Annotated in this window: 18 protein-coding genes; 14 read left to right on the forward strand and 4 right to left on the reverse strand. The window is 53.5% G+C overall.

Going from position 1 to position 18,513, the window contains the following annotated elements:
* Positions 1–29: 29 nt before the first annotated feature.
* The 3 genes from lexA (at position 30) to NYE92_RS15990 (ending at position 2,461) form a co-directional block, all read left to right on the forward strand.
* Positions 30–644 (forward strand): transcriptional repressor LexA, encoded by a 615-nt coding sequence (lexA, locus tag NYE92_RS15980; RefSeq protein ID WP_014595061.1) that lies wholly within the window; start codon positions 30–32, stop codon positions 642–644.
* 110 nt (positions 645–754) lie between these two features.
* Positions 755–2,077: an MATE family efflux transporter DinF gene (dinF, locus tag NYE92_RS15985; RefSeq protein ID WP_013024157.1), complete on the forward strand. Its 1,323-nt coding sequence runs from the start codon at positions 755–757 to the stop codon at positions 2,075–2,077.
* A gap of 171 nt (positions 2,078–2,248) precedes the next feature.
* Complete coding sequence (locus NYE92_RS15990) at positions 2,249–2,461, forward strand: CsbD family protein (RefSeq protein WP_014606944.1); 213 nt, start codon at positions 2,249–2,251, stop codon at positions 2,459–2,461.
* Positions 2,462–2,531: 70 nt separating this feature from the next.
* Here NYE92_RS15990 and zur read toward each other — a convergent pair whose 3' ends face one another.
* Complete coding sequence (zur, locus tag NYE92_RS15995) at positions 2,532–3,053, reverse strand: zinc uptake transcriptional repressor Zur (RefSeq protein ID WP_072136294.1); 522 nt, start codon at positions 3,051–3,053, stop codon at positions 2,532–2,534.
* Between the two features lie 428 nt (positions 3,054–3,481).
* On the opposite strand from zur, the gene NYE92_RS16000 reads away from it, so the two are divergent.
* The 3 genes from NYE92_RS16000 to pspG all read left to right on the forward strand — a co-directional run bounded on the left by NYE92_RS16000 (position 3,482) and on the right by pspG (position 6,276).
* A complete protein-coding gene (locus tag NYE92_RS16000; protein WP_013024160.1) occupies positions 3,482–4,753 on the forward strand; it encodes a conjugal transfer protein TraF in 1,272 nt (423 codons plus the stop codon).
* A 98-nt stretch (positions 4,754–4,851) separates the two neighbouring features.
* On the forward strand, positions 4,852–5,847 hold the full coding sequence (gene dusA / locus NYE92_RS16005) for a tRNA dihydrouridine(20/20a) synthase DusA (RefSeq protein WP_013024161.1): 996 nt from the start codon (positions 4,852–4,854) through the stop codon (positions 5,845–5,847).
* A gap of 162 nt (positions 5,848–6,009) precedes the next feature.
* Positions 6,010–6,276 carry an envelope stress response protein PspG gene (pspG, locus tag NYE92_RS16010; RefSeq protein ID WP_014606942.1) on the forward strand — a complete coding sequence of 89 codons (267 nt, stop codon included), beginning with the start codon at positions 6,010–6,012 and terminating at the stop codon, positions 6,274–6,276.
* A gap of 181 nt (positions 6,277–6,457) precedes the next feature.
* Here pspG and NYE92_RS16015 read toward each other — a convergent pair whose 3' ends face one another.
* Positions 6,458–7,441, reverse strand: a complete 984-nt coding sequence (locus NYE92_RS16015; protein ID WP_014606941.1) for a quinone oxidoreductase — start codon at positions 7,439–7,441, stop codon at positions 6,458–6,460.
* Between the two features lie 96 nt (positions 7,442–7,537).
* On the opposite strand from NYE92_RS16015, the gene dnaB reads away from it, so the two are divergent.
* The 6 genes from dnaB to NYE92_RS16045 all read left to right on the forward strand — a co-directional run bounded on the left by dnaB (position 7,538) and on the right by NYE92_RS16045 (position 12,473).
* Positions 7,538–8,944, forward strand: a complete 1,407-nt coding sequence (dnaB, locus tag NYE92_RS16020) for a replicative DNA helicase (RefSeq protein WP_013024164.1) — start codon at positions 7,538–7,540, stop codon at positions 8,942–8,944.
* 125 nt (positions 8,945–9,069) lie between these two features.
* Positions 9,070–9,561, forward strand: a complete 492-nt coding sequence (locus NYE92_RS16025) for an Lrp/AsnC family transcriptional regulator (protein WP_013024165.1) — start codon at positions 9,070–9,072, stop codon at positions 9,559–9,561.
* A gap of 194 nt (positions 9,562–9,755) precedes the next feature.
* The gene (locus NYE92_RS16030) at positions 9,756–10,370 is read left to right on the forward strand and encodes a YitT family protein (RefSeq protein WP_259019146.1); all 615 of its coding nucleotides are present in this window, start codon (positions 9,756–9,758) and stop codon (positions 10,368–10,370) included.
* Positions 10,371–10,411: 41 nt separating this feature from the next.
* Entirely contained in the window at positions 10,412–11,605 is a 1,194-nt protein-coding gene (locus tag NYE92_RS16035) for an amino acid aminotransferase (protein ID WP_024471455.1), read from the forward strand.
* 125 nt (positions 11,606–11,730) lie between these two features.
* Positions 11,731–12,147 (forward strand): secondary thiamine-phosphate synthase enzyme YjbQ, encoded by a 417-nt coding sequence (locus NYE92_RS16040; protein WP_014606939.1) that lies wholly within the window; start codon positions 11,731–11,733, stop codon positions 12,145–12,147.
* A gap of 2 nt (positions 12,148–12,149) precedes the next feature.
* Positions 12,150–12,473 (forward strand): MmcQ/YjbR family DNA-binding protein, encoded by a 324-nt coding sequence (locus tag NYE92_RS16045; protein ID WP_014606938.1) that lies wholly within the window; start codon positions 12,150–12,152, stop codon positions 12,471–12,473.
* 38 nt (positions 12,474–12,511) lie between these two features.
* Here NYE92_RS16045 and NYE92_RS16050 read toward each other — a convergent pair whose 3' ends face one another.
* Positions 12,512–13,576, reverse strand: coding sequence for an NAD(P)-dependent alcohol dehydrogenase (locus tag NYE92_RS16050; protein ID WP_014595065.1), 1,065 nt, complete (start codon positions 13,574–13,576; stop codon positions 12,512–12,514).
* An 812-nt stretch (positions 13,577–14,388) separates the two neighbouring features.
* On the opposite strand from NYE92_RS16050, the gene NYE92_RS16055 reads away from it, so the two are divergent.
* Positions 14,389–14,634, forward strand: a complete 246-nt coding sequence (locus tag NYE92_RS16055; RefSeq protein ID WP_072136298.1) for a TIGR04076 family protein — start codon at positions 14,389–14,391, stop codon at positions 14,632–14,634.
* Positions 14,635–14,856: 222 nt separating this feature from the next.
* On the opposite strand, the gene uvrA is transcribed toward NYE92_RS16055, so the two are convergent.
* A complete protein-coding gene (gene uvrA, locus NYE92_RS16060; protein ID WP_259019147.1) occupies positions 14,857–17,685 on the reverse strand; it encodes an excinuclease ABC subunit UvrA in 2,829 nt (942 codons plus the stop codon).
* 222 nt (positions 17,686–17,907) lie between these two features.
* On the opposite strand from uvrA, the gene ssb1 reads away from it, so the two are divergent.
* On the forward strand, positions 17,908–18,453 hold the full coding sequence (ssb1, locus tag NYE92_RS16065; RefSeq protein ID WP_013024173.1) for a single-stranded DNA-binding protein SSB1: 546 nt from the start codon (positions 17,908–17,910) through the stop codon (positions 18,451–18,453).
* Positions 18,454–18,513: the final 60 nt, after the last annotated feature.

The following is an 18,513-nucleotide window of genomic DNA, read 5'->3' on the forward strand; positions in this document are numbered from 1 at the left end:
AGCGACTGTATAAACAACCAGGGGGCGGGATGAAAGCATTAACCAGCAGGCAGCAACAGGTCTACGACTTGATTCGCGACCACATTAATCAAACAGGCATGCCGCCAACGCGTGCAGAAATTGCTGCACAACTCGGTTTTCGTTCGCCCAATGCGGCCGAAGAACACTTGAAAGCACTGGCGCGTAAAGGCGTGATTGAAATTGTCTCTGGTGCGTCCCGCGGTATCCGTTTGTTAATGGAAGAAGAGCCATCAGAGGGCCTGCCGCTGATCGGTCGTGTTGCCGCCGGTGAGCCATTACTGGCCCAGGAACACATTGAAACGCATTACAAAGTGGATCCCGACATGTTCAAGCCTTCAGCGGATTTCCTGCTGCGCGTAAGCGGTATGTCAATGAAAGACATCGGCATCATGGATGGCGATCTGCTGGCCGTACACAAAACGCAGGACGTGCGCAATGGTCAGGTTGTGGTGGCGCGCATCGATGACGAAGTCACGGTAAAACGCTGGAAAAAGCAGGGTTCTGTGGTGCATCTCTTACCTGAAAACAATGATTTCGAGCCTATCGTTGTTGACACCCGTGCCCAGTCACTGACCGTTGAAGGTCTGGCCGTGGGCATTGTGCGTAACGGTGAGTGGCTGTAAAACCGGTTAAGATTGTCGGCTTTCGTCAATCTTACTATTCCCCTGCTTGTCCTTACTTTTCCGCTGTGGGTTGACCTGAAACCCCGGCGGTTCATCGCACGGATTCACGAATGCGCTTTCTGACGGCTACCGATAAAAAACTGTGGCGGTTAGCGCTGCCCATGATCCTGTCAAATATTACGGTTCCTTTGCTCGGCTTGGTCGATACGGCCGTTATTGGCCATCTCGACAGTCCGATCTATCTGGGCGGCGTCGCCGTAGGCACGACCGTCACCAGCTTTGTCTTCATGTTGCTGCTTTTTCTACGCATGAGCACTACGGGCTTAACGGCACAGGCATTCGGTGCGGGCGATAAGACCGCGCTGGCGCGTGCGCTGACACAGCCACTGATCATCGCCCTGGTGGTCGGCATCCTGTTTATCTTCCTCCGCTATCCCGTCACCGCATTGGCGACCCGCTTTGTCGGTGGGGATCCGTCGGTGCTGGAACAGGCTGCCCTGTTTATTCATATTCGCTGGCTCAGCGCGCCCGCAACGCTGGCTAACCTGGTAATCCTGGGCTGGCTGCTGGGCGTTCAGTATGCCCGGGCACCCGTCATCCTGCTGGTGGTGGGGAATGTCATCAATATCCTGTTAGATCTTTGGTTGGTTCTGGGCCTGCACTGGGGCGTGGCCGGTGCCGCCACCGCCACCGCGCTGGCAGAATACGCGACGTTGCTGGTCGGTATGGCGATGGTGTGGCGCGTATTAAGGCTCCGTGGTATCAGGTTTGATATGCTCGCCCGCAGCTGGCGTGGCGATATTCACCGCCTTCTTCGCCTTAACCGCGATATCTTACTGCGCTCATTGCTCTTGCAGCTCTGCTTTGCCTCGCTGACCGTACTGGGTGCCCGTATTGGCCCGGATGTGGTAGCGGTAAATGCTATCCTTCTGATGTTTATTACTTTTACCGCTTATGCCCTGGACGGCTTTGCCTACGCCGTCGAGGCCTTTGCTGGCGAAGCTCACGGGGCAAAAGACGGTAGCCGACTGCAGCAGGTATGGTTGTCTGCCTGTCGCCAGGCCCTGTTAGTGGCGCTGTTTTTCTCGCTGGCCTATGCTTTTTTTGGCTATCAGATCGTGACTTTGCTGACTTCTATTCGTGCACTGCAAGAGGCGGCCGATAGTTTTCTGATTTGGCAGATGGTGTTACCGCTGATCGGCGTCTGGTGCTATCTGCTGGATGGCATGTTCATTGGTGCAACGCGGGGCAGAGAAATGCGTAACAGCATGGCAGTGGCTGCGCTGGGTTACTTCCTGACGCTCACGACACTGCCTTGGCTGGGCAACCATGGTTTGTGGCTGGCTATCGCCGTTTTCCTGGCCCTGCGTGGCTTATCCTTGTGGCTGGTCTGGCGGAAGCACTGGCGTAATGGCACCTGGTTCAATGCCTGACCGCTCAGCCGGAATTATGACGCAGGATACATAATATTTTCATTTTTTCCGGCAATCCTGAAATTACCTACTACAATTAACTTTGAATGGCGCTGATGACCAGCGCTTTATATCGTGATTTTGCTTAACTGCAAGATAATGCGAAACCGAAGGATAACGTGGAGGTCTGTAATGAATAAAGACGAAGCGAGTGGTAACTGGAAACAGTTCAAAGGAAAAATGAAAGAGAAATGGGGCAAGCTGACCGATGATGACATGCAAGTCATTGAAGGTAAACGCGATCAGCTGGTCGGTAAAATCCAGGAACGTTACGGCTACGCAAAAGAAGAAGCGGAGAAGGAAGTAACGGCCTGGGAAGGTTCTAACAAAGATTACCGCTGGTAATCACGCTTTTCAGGGACGCTCCTACCCGGGTCGGTACGCTCATGCCGGCCACCGCACAAGGATGTGCAAACTAGCCCCGCTTACCGCGCTTTTTCCCTTCAGTATGATGATCGTGATCACAATGTTCATGCTGTTCACACGCCTCAACTTCAGCACAGTTCTCACATAAGCCATGCGCTTCGATCACGCTATTTCTGAGGACAAAATGGGCTTCCTCAGCCAAAGAGGCGATGATCTGCTCCGCGCCCTGAGCCTGCTTTTCGGTCACGCCAGCACAGCGATCGCACACCAGCATAACCGACGTGTGTGCAGGCGCTTCGAAGTGATGGCACATTACGTAGCTGTTATTTGATTCCACCCGATGAATAAATCCCTGCTCCAGCAGGAAATCCAGCGCGCGATAAACGGTGGGCGGTTTTGCCTGTGGCTCGCTAACCCGCAGCTGATCCAGCAGATCATAGGCACTGATTGAGCCAGGCTGTCCGGCCATCAACCTCAGCACTTCTGCTCGCTGTGTTGTCAGGCGGACACCGCGCTGTAAACACAGCTTCTCAGCCTGGGTCATAATTTGCTCTGGCGTCATGGTTGACATGAAAGTTCTCCGCTGGACAGGTGATGTTATCTTATCACAATAATTATGTTGACGCTGAACCTCGCCAGGAGTCCCTAAGCCTGCCTTTTTGGCCGCTTTTACCCCCTGTTTTCCCCCGGCAACAACCCGCCTGAGACCAGTGTATTTCAGAATGTTTATAGATATTTTTTACTTTTACTTTACATCTCACTGAGTTAAGCACTAATGTTTAAATGTTCTTAATAAAGTGCTGGCTCAGACCGGATTTGCCTGAAGCTTTTCTGGCGGTAACTGCACATATCGGATCGAAAAATAATCAATCCACGGAATTGCGCCACTATTTACTCTGAATTCACAGCAATAAAGCGTTAGCAATCCTCCACAATGGAGCTAACAAACTATTCAGTCGTTAATGTTTTGACGGCAATATTTCAGGTGATGATAAGCAAATGGCAAAATTAACCGTACCACGTTCCGTTCTGGTTTTTCCTGCAGTGTTCAATGCCCTGGTTTTTTCATCTTCCGCGCTGGCCGCAGGAACCTGGTATGATGCCCGTAACGATGCCATGGGTGGAACAGGCGTGGCGTCGTCGACCTACGGATCAGCCGTTCTGGCCAACCCGGCCTTGATGACCAAAGCGAAACCTGATGACGATGTCAGCATCATTATTCCCAGTGCCGGTGCGCAAATCACCGACAAAGACAAGATGGTCGATAAGATCGATAACATCACTGACACAGTGAATCGCTATCAGGATCTGTTCGAAAATGCATCGGGGTTTGAGCTGTTGCGTCGTATTCCTGAGATACAGGCCGCTTCAGGCGACTTAGCGAATACGCTCCGGGACTTACGTGGTAACAAAGCTAATGCCACAGCGGGCGTGGCGATTGCCGTAACCATCCCTAACGAAACCCTGCCTTTTGCTTTTGTGACTAAGGCTTACGGTACAGCACATGTACGCGCAAACGTGAAAGAGGGCGACATTGTCATACTGCAGGGCGTTGCTGATGGCTCCTTTGCAGGTATTCCTGGCGGTCCCTTTGGGCTGGCTAATATCCAAAACTTGCTGGGTTCCAGTGCCAATGGGCTGGCTGCACTGAATACGGATTATGGTATTGCCGTTGCGCATGAATTCACCATCGCCGGTCAGCCGGTTTCAATTGGCATTACACCCAAGCTGCAAAAAACCTGGCTGTATAACTATTCCGCCAGCGTCTATAACTACGACAAAAACGATTTACGCGATGGCCGCTACCGCAGCACGGAAAGTGGCTTCAACATTGATGCCGGCATGGCGACAGTGTTTGCTGAAAACTGGACGCTGGGCGTGACCGGACAAAACCTGGTTTCCCGCGATCTGGAAACGAAAGAAGTGAACGGCTACCGCGATACTTACGAAATCCGGCCGTTAGTAACAGCGGGTTTAGCCTGGGATAAAGGTCCCGTTACCCTGACAGGCGATGTTGACCTCACTGAAACCCATCGCTTTAAATCGCAGGAAAACAGCCAGTACGCTGGCGTCGGTGCGGAATACCGTGTACTGGACTGGCTGCAGTTACGTGCTGGTTACCGCGCGGACATGCGTTCGACTGATGAAAACGTAGCCACAGCCGGTTTCGGCCTGTCACCATTCAATAATTCTGTGCACCTGGATCTGGCGGGTTCGGTAGGCCAAAACAATACCTGGGGCGCGATGGCTCAGCTCGGATTTAATTTCTAATCTCCGCCATTCACGGGCGGGCGATACCTTGTCGCCCGCCCTTATGCTATCCTTGCGCAGAATATCATCACTGTTAACCACCGGACCGACTGCGCTTCATGACCGATACTTTTTCATCCCAACGCTTCTCCATTGCCCCCATGCTCGACTGGACTGACCGTCACTGTCGCTATTTCCATCGCCAGCTTACGGCTGACACGCTGCTGTATACCGAGATGGTCACGACGGGCGCGATTATTCACGGCAAAGGCGATTATCTGGCATACAGCGAACAGGAGCACCCGGTCGCGTTGCAGTTGGGCGGCAGCGATCCCGCAGCCCTGGCGCAGTGTGCGGCGCTGGCGGAACAGCGCGGTTACGATGAGGTGAACCTTAATGTCGGTTGCCCGTCAGATCGGGTACAGAATGGTCGTTTTGGCGCCTGCCTGATGGCGGAAGCTGGCTTAGTGGCTGACGGCATCAAAGCGATGCGCGATGTGGTGGATATCCCGGTAACGGTTAAAACGCGCATCGGCATTGACGATCAGGACAGCTATGCTTTCCTTACCGACTTTATCGGCACGGTTGCCGAACGCGGTGGTTGTGACACCTTTATTATCCATGCCCGCAAAGCCTGGCTTTCCGGACTCAGCCCGAAAGAGAACCGTGAGATCCCACCGCTGGATTATCCACGTGTTTACCAGTTAAAACGCGATTTCCCTCAGTTAACGATTGCGATTAACGGCGGCGTTAAAACGCTTGAAGAAGCGAAAACGCATCTTCAGCATCTGGATGGCGTCATGATGGGCCGCGAAGCCTATCAAAACCCCGGTATCCTCGCACAGGTGGATCGTGAATTATTTGGCCGCGACCGTCCTGCTGTCGATCCGGTTGCGGTGGTGCGCGCGATGTATCCTTATATCGAGGCAGAACTGTCGAAAGGCACCTATCTCGGCCATGTCACGCGCCATATGTTGGGCCTGTTCCAGGGCATTCCTGGTGCACGTCAGTGGCGTCGTCATCTTAGTGAAAATGCGCACAAACCTGGCGCTGACGTCCGCGTGCTGGAGGCGGCGCTGGCGTTGGTCGCCGACAAAATTCCTCAGGAAGCCTAGTTCTGCCAAACCAGCCATCAGGCTGGTTTTTTTAACACCATAATTTGGTGAATTTCATCATCTTTGGGCTGGGGCTATTCTGTTATCTTATTTAAAATCAAAAAGTTAACCTTTGGCACGTTTCTTGTAATAAATAATCTATTGATAACGAGGAGCACCAAAATGGACATACTTTTTGTATTGGGTTTTTTCCTGATGCTGTTATTCACCGGCGTGTCCCTGTTAGGCGTCATTGCTGCCCTGATCGTCGCGACGGTGGTGATGTTTATCGGTGGCGTGTTTGCGCTTATCGTACACGTTCTGCCCTGGCTCATACTGGCGGTGGCAGCGGTGTGGCTTTATCGCCGCTTTTTTACTGATGAAGACACACGTCGACGCAACAGGCTCAAACGCCGCTTCAGCCGACTGGAAAGAGATGGCCGGTACTAAATGTGGGCGAGATCACAGGTTAAGAGATTGCCGGTAAGATAATGGCTGCGGACCATACTTTTTACTTATATTTTCTGTCAGGATGGCTCGCGTGATTTCATAATCTGTTCATCGCTTCTGCCCCTACATCAGTGCGAATGAAAAATAAAAGAAGGGCTTCCTGCGGGAAGCCCTTTTTATTTCACGGAATTAACAGGCTCGATCCGTGCGTGGCCCGGCTTTCCAGCACCTGATGTGCCTTACTGGCGTCTTTAAGGGCAAATTGTTGCTGTTCTGGCACATCGACCTTAATCGCACCGCTGGCCAGCAAAGAAAACAGCTCAGCGCTGGCTGTCTCCAGTTCCTGGCGATTGGTGATGTAACCAAACAGGGAGGGCCGGGTAACGAACAACGATCCCTTTTTGTTCAGGATACTGAGATCGATATTGGTCACCGGACCCGAAGCATTACCAAAGCTCACCATCAGCCCCTGACGGCGCAGACAGTCTAGCGAGGCCTCCCAGGTCGCTTTACCCACGGAGTCATATACCACGCCAACCTTTTCGCCTGCGGTCAGTTCCATGACGCGCTGGGCAATATCTTCTTGCTGGTAGTTAATGGTGGCCCAGGCGCCGGCATTTTTTGCCCGCGCCGCTTTTTCTGGAGAGCCGACGGTGCCAATCAGGTGTGCGCCAAGCGCTTTCGCCCACTGGCAGGCAATCAGCCCAACCCCACCGGCCGCCGCATGAAACAGGAATGTTTCATCCGGTTTTACCTTGTAGGTCTGACGAAGCAGATACTGTGTGGTCAGGCCTTTGAGGAAACTGGCGGCTGCCTGCTCAAAGCTAATTGCGTCTGGTAACAGCATCAGACGCTCTTCAGCTACATTGTGGCGTTCACTGTAAGCGCCCAGCGCCGCCTGGCAATATACGACGCGATCGCCGGGCGTAAAGCGCGTAACGGCCGAACCGACGCGGGTGACGACACCGGCCGCCTCGGTGCCCAGCCCCGAGGGAAAATGGCCCGTTGGATACAGGCCGCTGCGCACGTAGGTATCAATATAGTTAATGCCAATCGCGCGATTCTCTACCTGGATTTCATGCTCGGTGGGATCGGCAAGCTCAAAATCGACCCAGTTTAAGACCTCGGGACCGCCGTGTGCGTTGAACTGAATACGCTTTGCCATTCTTACTCCTGTGATTGTTTCATCATGAGGGTGAGGCGCGCCCCTTAACTGAGGTATACTTGCGCGTCCCCACAGAAGATCGGTAATGCATTCACTATGGCAGGAAATAAACCCACCAACAAATCGAACGAAACGCAGGATCGCCAGTTGGAAGGCGTGAAAATGCCCCCGCATTCGCTGGAAGCGGAACAGTCGGTACTGGGTGGGTTAATGCTGGATAACGAGCGCTGGGACAATGTGTCCGAACGCGTCGTAGCTAATGATTTCTTTAATCGCTCGCACCGTCTGATTTTTTCCGAGATGCAGCGCCTGCTGGAAAACAGTAAGCCAATCGATCTGATCACCCTGTCAGAATCGCTCGAAACGCGGGGCGAACTGGAAATGGCAGGCGGTTTCGCCTATCTGGCTGAGCTGGCCAAAAATACGCCCAGTGCTGCGAACATCGGCGCTTATGCCGATATCGTGCGCGAACGCGCCGTGGTGCGCGAAATGATCGCCGTGGCAAACCAGATCGCCGATGCCGGTTACGATCCACAAGGGCGCAGCAGTGAAGATCTGCTGGATTTTGCTGAGTCGAACGTATTTAAGATTGCAGAGGCGCGGGCCAATAAAGATGACGGCCCAAAGAACATCGAGCAGATTCTTGAAGCGACCGTTTCTCGCATTGAGTCGCTGTATCAGACGCCGCATGATGGTGTCACCGGAGTGGATACCGGCTACCAGGACCTGAATAAGAAAACCGCCGGGCTTCAACGGTCAGACCTGATTATTGTGGCTGCCCGTCCGTCTATGGGTAAAACCACCTTTGCCATGAACCTGTGCGAAAATGCCGCGATGCTGCAGGACAAGCCGGTTCTGATCTTCAGTCTGGAAATGCCCAGTGAGCAGATCATGATGCGTATGCTGGCTTCCTTGTCGCGCGTGGATCAAACGCGCATCCGTACCGGCCAGCTCGACGATGAAGACTGGGCGCGGATTTCAGGCACCATGGGCATCCTGCTGGAAAAGAAGAATATGTATATCGATGATTCTTCAGGCCTGACGCCAACCGAAGTGCGTTCGCGCGCGCGTCGTATCTACCGTGAGAACGGTGGACTGAGCCTGATTATGATCGACTACCTGCAGCTGATGCGCGTCCCGGCACTGTCAGATAACCGTACGCTGGAAATCGCGGAGATTTCCCGTTCACTCAAAGCGCTGGCAAAAGAGCTGAATGTGCCAGTGGTGGCCTTATCCCAGTTAAACCGCTCTCTGGAGCAGCGCGCAGATAAACGCCCGGTGAACTCCGATCTGCGTGAATCCGGATCGATCGAGCAGGATGCCGACTTGATCATGTTTATCTATCGCGATGAGGTCTACCACGAAAACAGCGATCTTAAAGGGATTGCCGAGATCATCCTGGGTAAGCAGCGTAACGGCCCCATCGGTACCGTTCGCCTCACTTTTAACGGTCAGTGGTCGCGTTTCGATAACTACGCTGGGCCGCAATACGACGACGAGTAATGCTGCTGTGTGCCGACATGCACGATCTGTGCATGTCGGCCCCCGCCGTGCGAAATAGTGTTGGACAAGCCTGCAGATAATCGGGTTATCTGTAGTAAAGCAACACTTTACGCGATGGAAACAGCATGACTCATGTAGACGATTACGATCTGAAAATCCTCACTCTGTTACAATCCAATGGCCGCCTTACTAATCAGGAACTCAGTGATTTAGTGGGTCTTTCTGCATCGCAATGCTCACGCCGCCGTATCAACCTTGAACAGGCAAACCTTATTCTTGGCTATCATGCGCGTTTGTCGCCCGACGCCGTCGGTCTTGGCATGGTTGGGCTAATCGAAGTGCGCCTGATCAACCATACTGCAGACTATGTTGAGAGCTTTCATCAAATGGTGGAACGGGAAGAGGCCATTGTTGATGCTTATAAAACCACCGGCGATGCCGACTATCTGCTTAAAGTCGCGGTAGCTGACTTAGCCTCGCTCAGTGCCTTAATCAGTCAGCTTTTAGCCGGGCACCAGAGCGTTTCCCATGTCAAAACGTCGGTCGTGCTAGGCAGACTGAAAGAGAATGGCCTGATGATGAGTGCGGAACCGGCTGCGCGCCAAAAAAGCGCATGATGTCCATTTTGGTGCAGATTAAACGCGATAAACTGCCTGATTTTGCGCTATCTGTGCATAAAATAAGTCGGTATTGCACGAAAGCACCCGCCCGGACGGGCGAGAACGGTGATCTTCTGTCAACCTGTTGCCAGCGCAGCCCGGCTGGCGCAGTTATTGCATCAGTGCGTCATTACCCGTACTGAGACAGCATCATGGATAACATTGTACAACCCGCTCATATTCCCCACTCTCGTCTTGAAGATGCGCTTGCAATTCTGCTCGGCACGTTAATGGTGTCGTTCGGCGTGATTATGCTGAAGCAGGCGGGCGCGCTGACCGGCAGCACGGCAGGCCTCGCGTTTTTAATCAGCTACCTGTCGCCCATGTCTTTTGGCAGCGCCTTTTTTCTCATTAACATCCCGTTTTACTGGCTGGCCGTAAAACGGATGGGCTGGGAATTTACCCTGAAAACCTTCAGCGCCGTCGGGCTGGTATCACTTTTTACCCACCTGCACCCGTTGTTTATGCATTTTTCCGCGCTGAATCCTTTTTATGCGGCATTGTTCGGTAACATCATCATGGGGATTGGGTTTATAGTGTTGTTTCGTCACAAAGCCAGCCTGGGTGGAATCAATATTCTGGCGCTGTGGTTACAGGATCGTTTCGATATCCGCGCCGGTAAACTGCAAATGGCGGTAGATACCTGCGTCGTGCTGGCGTCACTTTTTGTCGTCAGCCTGCCAATGTTGCTCGCGTCTGTGGCAGGCGCGGTGGTGCTTAATGTGATTATCGCAATGAACCATCGCCCCGGGCGGTACAGGGTTTAGTGGCCCCTTTTATTTCTAGACCAACCATGGAGATCTGCACCGTGTTCCAAAACGTTGATGCCTATGCTGGCGACCCTATTTTGTCGCTGATGGAAGCCTTTAAACAGGACCCGCGCGAGCATAAAGTGAACCTGAGTATTGGGCTTTATTACAACGAGCAAGGCATCATTCCTCAGCTACAGGCCGTGGCCGATGCTGAGGAACAGTTGCGTGCCGAGCCGCAGCAGGCGTCGCTTTATCTGCCAATGGAAGGATTGAGTACCTACCGCAACGCGATTGCCCCGTTGTTATTTGGTGCCGATCATCCGGTGCTAAAAGCGGGCCATGTGGCATCCATCCAGACATTAGGCGGTTCGGGCGCGCTGAAAGTGGGCGCGGATTTCCTCAAGCGCTATTTTCCGCAGTCAAACGTCTGGGTTAGCGATCCGACCTGGGAGAACCATGTTGCCATTTTTAGCGGTGCCGGTTTTGAGGTGAAGACCTATCCCTGGTACGATCCTGAAACTAACGGTGTCCGTTTCGATGCCTTCCTCAACACGCTGAAAACCTTACCAAAGCAGAGCATCGTGCTGTTGCATCCGTGCTGCCACAACCCAACCGGCGCCGACCTGACCAATGCTCAGTGGGACGAAACCGTCGCGGTGTTGAAAGCGCAGGAACTGATCCCGTTTCTCGATATCGCCTATCAGGGCTTCGGTGCCGGAATGGAAGAGGATGCTTACGCGATGCGTGCGGTTGCTGCCGCGGGCCTGCCTGCGCTGGTCAGCAACTCCTTCTCGAAAATTTTCTCGCTCTACGGCGAACGCGTCGGTGGGTTGTCCATCGTGTGCGACAGCGCTGAAGAGTCCAGCCGAGTTCTGGGTCAGTTAAAAGCGACCGTGCGTCGCAACTACTCCAGCCCGCCGAATTTTGGTGCGCAGGTTGTGGCACGTGTCTTGAACGACGCGGCTTTAAAGGCAAACTGGCTGGCAGAAGTGGAAGCGATGCGTCTGCGTATTATCGATATGCGTCAGGCGCTGGTACAGGTGCTGAGCACGGCATTACCGGGCAAGCGCTTCGACTACCTGTTAAAGCAACGCGGCATGTTCAGCTACACCGGCCTGAGCGCGCAGCAGGTGGATCGTCTGCGCGAAGAGTTTGGTGTGTATCTGGTCGGCAGCGGTCGTATGTGCGTGGCTGGCCTCAACAGTAAAAACGTTCACCAGGTTGCAGAAGCGTTCGCCGCGGTCATGTAATTTACGGCCGTCACAGGTTCTGGCCGCCAGCATTGTCTGGCGGCTTTTTTATTTTCAGGCTTCGGGTTTACCTTTGCGCCACATTCTGCACACTTAAATGGTCTGACAGATTCAGGGAAAAAATTATGTGGCATCAACAAACGTTGGTCTTAAGCGCGAAATCTCGTGGTTTTCATCTGATCACGGACGAAATCGTGCAGCAGTTGACGGGATTACGTGATATCAGAACGGGACTGGTGCATTTGCTGTTGCAACATACTTCAGCCTCACTGACGTTGAATGAAAACTGCGATCCTACGGTTCGACGTGATATGGAGCAGCATTTCATGCGCCACGTCCCGGAAGACGCACCTTATCAGCATGACTATGAAGGTCGTGACGATATGCCCGCGCACATTAAATCGTCCAGTCTCGGCGTGTCGCTGACATTGCCCGTGCAGCGCGGTCAGCTGGTATTAGGCACCTGGCAGGGGATTTGGTTGGGTGAGCATCGCATTCACGGCGGTGCCCGGCGTATCGTTGCCACCTTACAAGGGGAATGATAATGAATAATTCGGAGTTACTGACCTATTGCATGAACAAACCTGGCGCCGAACAGAGCGTACACAGCGACTGGAAGGCCACGCAGATCAAAAGCAACGGCGTACTGTTTGCCATGGTTCACGAGGTAAAAGGGCGTCCAGCGGTATCGTTAAAGTCGACGCCTGCGCTGGCCGAGCTGATGCGGGAAGAGCACAGCGATGTGTTCCCCAGTGAACACCTGAATAAATCCCACTGGAATACGCTGTTTCTGGATGGCACGTTAAAAGATTCGCAAATCTATTATCTGGTGGACGCCTCTTTTCAGCAGGCTGATGCCGGACGATAACGGCCCTTTCCCGAGGTGGGAAAGGGCAAACGGCAGGGTTATGCCGCTGATTCATCACGCAGCGTATTGATATCAATAACAAAGCGGTATTTTACGTCGCTTTTCAGCATACGTTCGTAGGCGTCGTTAATCTGATTCATCGCAATCAGCTCGATATCTGAGGTAATGCCATGCTCGCCACAGAAATCCAGCATTTCCTGGGTTTCTGCAATGCCGCCAATCAGTGAACCGGCAATACTGCGGCGTTTAAAGATCAGATTGAAAACCTGTGGTGCCGGGTGGTCGTGCTCAGGTGCGCCAACCAGGGTCATATTCCCGTCGCGCTTCAGCAGGGTGATAAACGGGTTGAGGTCGTGCTGGGCGGCGACGGTATTCAGGATAAAATCAAAGCTGTTAGCATGCTGAGCCATCTGGTCGGCATCTTTTGAGATCACCACTTCGTCCGCGCCCAGGCGTTTACCGTCTTCGATTTTAGACGGAGAGGTGGTGAACAGCACGACATGCGCGCCCATAGCATGCGCAATTTTCACGCCCATATGACCCAGGCCGCCCAGACCGACGATGCCAACTTTTTTACCGGGGCCTACGTTCCAGTGGCGCAGCGGCGAATAGGTCGTAATGCCGGCACACAGCAGCGGTGCCACGCCTGCCAGTTCAAGATTTGCAGGAATACGCAGTACAAAGTCTTCATCCACCACCATTGAGGTGGAGTAGCCGCCATAGGTAATGGCCCCTGTTAAGCGATCTTCACCGTTGTAGGTGCCGACAAAGCCATTTTCACAATACTGCTCCAGCCCTTCCTGACAGCTCGGACAGCTACGGCAGGAATCCACCAGACAGCCGACGCCGACCAAATCGCCCACTTTGTATTTTTGGGTCTCAGGGCCAACAGCGGTAACGCGACCGACAATCTCGTGTCCCGGTACCACTGGGAAAATTGTGTTTTTCCACTCATTGCGTGCCTGATGCAAGTCAGAGTGACAAACGCCACAGAACAGCACTTCAAGCTGTACGTCATGAGCACGAAGCTCACGCGGTTTGAAATCAAACGGTGCCAGTTTGGATTTTGCATCCTGAGCAGCATACGCATGGGTAATGTTCATGGTGTCTCCAGTTAAGGTGTGTCGTGATTTTTTGATCAACGCCGCAGCGTAAAGCGCGCAGCAAGAAGGTGACGCCAGGGGCGTACCAAAGAGGAACGGATTAAGGATAGTCAGGGGATTGAAAAGCGTATATGCCTATACGTGTCTGAATCTTGCCTGATCCTGCATTTCTCAGGGTAAACAGAACAGCGATCAAAAAAAGCCTGCCAGAGCCGTGCTGCTTGTCAGTCACGCCTCCGCTCAAAGGTGGCCTGAAAAACGGCTGTACCATTACTCAGCGCTACCGCCGATGGCGACGCGCCATTGGCCTTCTCCTGGTTTACGCCTGCCTGGCCGGAAGATCACAACATCAGTCCGTGAAAAATGGCCAACGATGTGAACGTCGCTGCCGGGGCGTTCAGTAAGGTCGTGTCGGAAACAGAGGATGAGGTCATCCCTGGCCATCCCCGGCGTTCTCAACGGCCGGGCACACGAGCAGGATAGTTTCACTGGTGTCTGTTATTGCGTTCGTTCATCTGGACGACTAAGGCTGCTTATCATCCCCGGAAAGGTTCTGTTGCCGTAAGCTGGAATGTTGTCGGACAGGCGATTGAAGAAGAGCCGGCAGGTCAAATCGCGTCAAAAAACATTACGTAAAGTATGGTTTTATGGTGGCGCCGGACAGACATGTAGATAGTCAGCGGAATCAGTCGCGATTTCCGGCCCGTCAGAGAACCTGAACGAGCTAATGGTGCGGGCATGCATAAAGTAAAAATAACGGTTTTATCGGTAGAGTTGAAGCCAACGCTAATTGAGCGGATGGCTATCCGAAAATGGAGAAATGTCCTAAGCATCAAGAGGGCGAGACATTTATTACTGACTTTCGCAAACCCAATGCCCTCTGTGAAGACGCCTGGGGTTGTATGGAAAAGTTCGTGTTTACTCTGGCTCATACCAGCGAGCCATTATTTTGGAATGACTGGTCTAGACAGGGCAAAGCGGTGGTGTGTTGCAATGACGGGTACCGGCCGGTGACATTTTTGCTCGAAACGCTGGATGAAGAGGCCAGGCCGTTTTAGCAATTAAAAGCCACTGTCATATCCCTGTAATATCAGGGGCATGGTCATACAGCGTCTCGTCTTGTGTCAGGGCTCGCCAGATGGGGGCTGCTTCTTACGCTTTGCCTGATGTGCTTGCCAGAGCCTGGCAGAAACGCCCGCCAACGCGCTTTGCTTGCCTGACGTAATGAAGGTATGAGTGCATTTAAAGAACGCCGCAACGTTATCCGTTGCGGCGTTCTGTTATTTTTCCAGCAAGGGCTTCAGGAAGCGCGCGGTATGCGATTTCTCGCAGTTCGCCACGGTTTCTGGCGTACCTGATACCAGAATTTCGCCGCCGCCGCTGCCGCCCTCTGGGCCCAGATCGACAATCCAGTCCGCCGTTTTAATCACGTCAAGATTGTGTTCAATCACCACAATCGTGTTGCCCTGATCGCGCAGCTGGTGCAGAACTTCCAGCAACTGCTGAATATCGGCAAAGTGTAACCCGGTGGTCGGTTCATCCAGGATATACAGCGTCTGGCCGGTACCGCGTTTCGACAATTCACGCGCCAGCTTCACACGCTGGGCTTCACCACCGGAGAGTGTCGTCGCCGACTGGCCCAGACGGATATAGGATAAACCTACATCCATCAGCGTTTGCAGCTTACGCGCCAGCGCCGGAACGGCATCAAAGAACTCGCGGGCTTCTTCAATGGTCATTTCCAGCACTTCGTGAATGCTTTTGCCTTTGTATTTAATCTCCAGCGTTTCACGGTTATAGCGTTTGCCTTTGCACTGATCGCACGGCACATAGATATCCGGCAGAAAGTGCATCTCAACTTTAATGACGCCGTCACCCTGGCAGGCTTCACAGCGTCCGCCACGGACGTTAAAGCTGAAGCGGCCGGGATTGTAACCGCGAGAGCGGGACTCAGGGACACCGGCAAACAGCTCACGTACCGGCGTGAAAATACCGGTATAAGTGGCCGGGTTGGAGCGCGGCGTACGGCCGATAGGGCTTTGGTCGATATCGATAACTTTATCGAAGTGCTCCAGTCCAGCTACGTCGCGGTACGGTGCCGGTTCGGCAATCGTTGCGCCGTTCAGGGCGCGCTGCGCAATCGGGAACAGCGTATCATTGATGAGCGTCGATTTACCTGAACCGGATACGCCGGTAATACAGGTAAACAGGCCGACAGGCAGGGTTAAGGTGACATCCTTAAGGTTATTACCCCGCGCGCCGGTAATTTTCAACACCTTAGACGGATCGCCTTTCACCCGCTCAGCGGGCACGGCGATTTCGCGTTTCCCACTGAGGAACTGACCGGTCAGGGAGGCCTCTTCAGCCATAATCTGATCGACGGTTCCTTCCGCGACAATCGTACCACCGTGCACTCCAGCGCCAGGGCCGATATCAATAACGTGGTCGGCGGCACGAATCGCATCCTCGTCATGCTCGACCACAATGACGGTGTTACCCAAATCGCGCAGGTGAATCAGCGTACCAAGCAGGCGCTCGTTATCACGCTGATGCAGACCAATGGAGGGTTCATCCAGCACGTACATAACGCCGACCAGGCCGGCACCGATCTGACTGGCCAGGCGAATACGCTGAGCTTCACCGCCGGAGAGCGTTTCAGCAGAGCGCGACATCGACAGATAATTCAGGCCGACGTTGACCAGAAAACTCAGGCGATCGCCAATCTCTTTCAGCACTTTCTCGGCGATTTTAGCCCGCTGGCCACTCAGTTTCAGGTTTTCAAAAAATGACATGGCGTGCCCAATACTCATCTCTGAAATAGTGGGCAACGTCGTGTTTTCAATATACACGTGGCGCGCTTCGCGGCGCAGACGTGTGCCTTCGCAGCTGGCGCAGGCCCGGTTGCTAATAAACTTCGCCAGCTCTTCGCGTACTGCGGAGGATTCCGTCTCTTTATAACGGCGCTCCATATTGTTCAGCACGCCTTCGAACGGATGGCGGCGAATCGAGGTATCACCCCGATCGTTAATATATTTAAACTCAATGTTCTCTTTGCCGGATCCATACAGGATCACGTTGCGAACGTTATCTGGCAGGCTGCTGAATGGCGCTTCAATATCAAACTTAAGGTGTTCAGACAGTGAGCGCAGCATCTGGAAATAGTAAAAATTACGACGATCCCAGCCGCGAATAGCGCCACCGGCCAGCGACAGCTCAGCATTTTGCACCACGCGATCGGGATCGAAATATTGCTGCACGCCCAGACCGTCACAGGTTGGGCAGGCCCCGGCGGGGTTATTGAACGAGAACAGGCGCGGTTCCAGCTCACTCATGCTGTATCCACAAATCGGACAGGCAAAGTTAGCCGAAAACAGCAGTTCTTCCGCATCAGCATCGTCCATATCAGCAACAATTGCCGTACCGCCAGACAGTTCAAGCGCGGTTTCAAACGACTCGGCAAGGCGCGTCGCCAGATCTTCACGCACTTTGAAGCGATCGATAACGACTTCGATGGTGTGTTTTTTCTGCAGTTCCAGCTTGGGCGGATCGGAAAGATCGCACACCTCGCCGTCAATCCTGGCGCGGATATAGCCCTGCGTCGCCAGATTCTCCAGCGTTTTGGTGTGTTCGCCTTTACGATCTTTCACGACCGGCGCCAGCAGCATCAGGCGGCGGCCCTCAGGCTGCTCGAGCACCTGATCGACCATCTGGCTGACCGTTTGTGCCGCCAGCGGCACGTCGTGGTCCGGACAGCGCGGTTCACCCACGCGGGCAAACAGCAGACGCAAATAGTCGTGAATCTCCGTGATCGTCCCCACTGTGGATCGCGGGTTGTGCGAGGTGGACTTTTGCTCAATGGAGATCGCCGGTGACAGCCCCTCGATATGATCGACGTCCGGTTTCTCCATTAAAGAAAGAAACTGGCGCGCATAGGCAGAGAGCGACTCCACATAGCGGCGCTGACCTTCCGCATACAGCGTATCAAACGCCAGAGAGGACTTACCGGAACCTGACAGGCCCGTCACCACAATGAGTTTGTCGCGAGGAATCGTCAGGTTGATGTTTTTCAAATTATGGGTGCGGGCACCACGAACTTCGATCTTATCCATTCACCTTTCCCGGATTAGCAGCACTCACCGCGCCCTACGACACGGCCAGAAGAAACGCATCATTATGGCACAAAAAATAGACTGAACAAATATCCAGTAGTTTTTTGCCTTTTTAAGACGGATGATAAAAATGGAACACCGCTCTAAAGTGGGAAACCAGGCGCGGGACGTGTTAGAATTGATCGCGTAGACTTACGTAAAAATTCATCGGGAGACAGCAACATGGCCAGTCGTGGCGTTAACAAAGTGATTCTTGTCGGGAATCTGGGTCAGGATCCGGAAGTACGTTACATGCCAAATGGTGGCGCTGTCGCCAACATTACGCTGGCTACGTCGGAAAGCTGGCGCGATAAGCAGACCGGTGAAAACAAAGAAATCACCGAATGGCACCGTGTCGTGCTGTTTGGCAAGCTGGCGGAAGTGGCGGGTGAATACCTGCGTAAAGGCTCTCAGGTCTATATTGAAGGCCAGCTGCGTACCCGTAAATGGCAGGATCAGGGCGGCCAGGAACGTTACACCACCGAAGTCGTGGTTAACGTCGGCGGCACCATGCAAATGCTGGGTGGACGTCAGCAGGGCGGTAACGCGCCAGCAGCAGGCGGCGGCCAGGGCAACAACAACGGTTGGGGCCAGCCTCAGCAACCGCAGCAGGCGAACAACAACCAGTTTAGCGGTGGCGCGCAGTCTCGCCCGCAGCAGCAGCCAAGCGCACCTGCCAGCAACAACAATGAACCACCGATGGATTTCGACGACGACATTCCGTTCTGATTGCAACGTTGCGTCGCTTCTCTACTATATAAAAGCCCCTTACCGGGGCTTTTTGTTTTT

The organism is Pantoea sp. B566, assembly GCF_024793925.1.
Taxonomy (GTDB): domain Bacteria; phylum Pseudomonadota; class Gammaproteobacteria; order Enterobacterales; family Enterobacteriaceae; genus Pantoea; species Pantoea ananatis.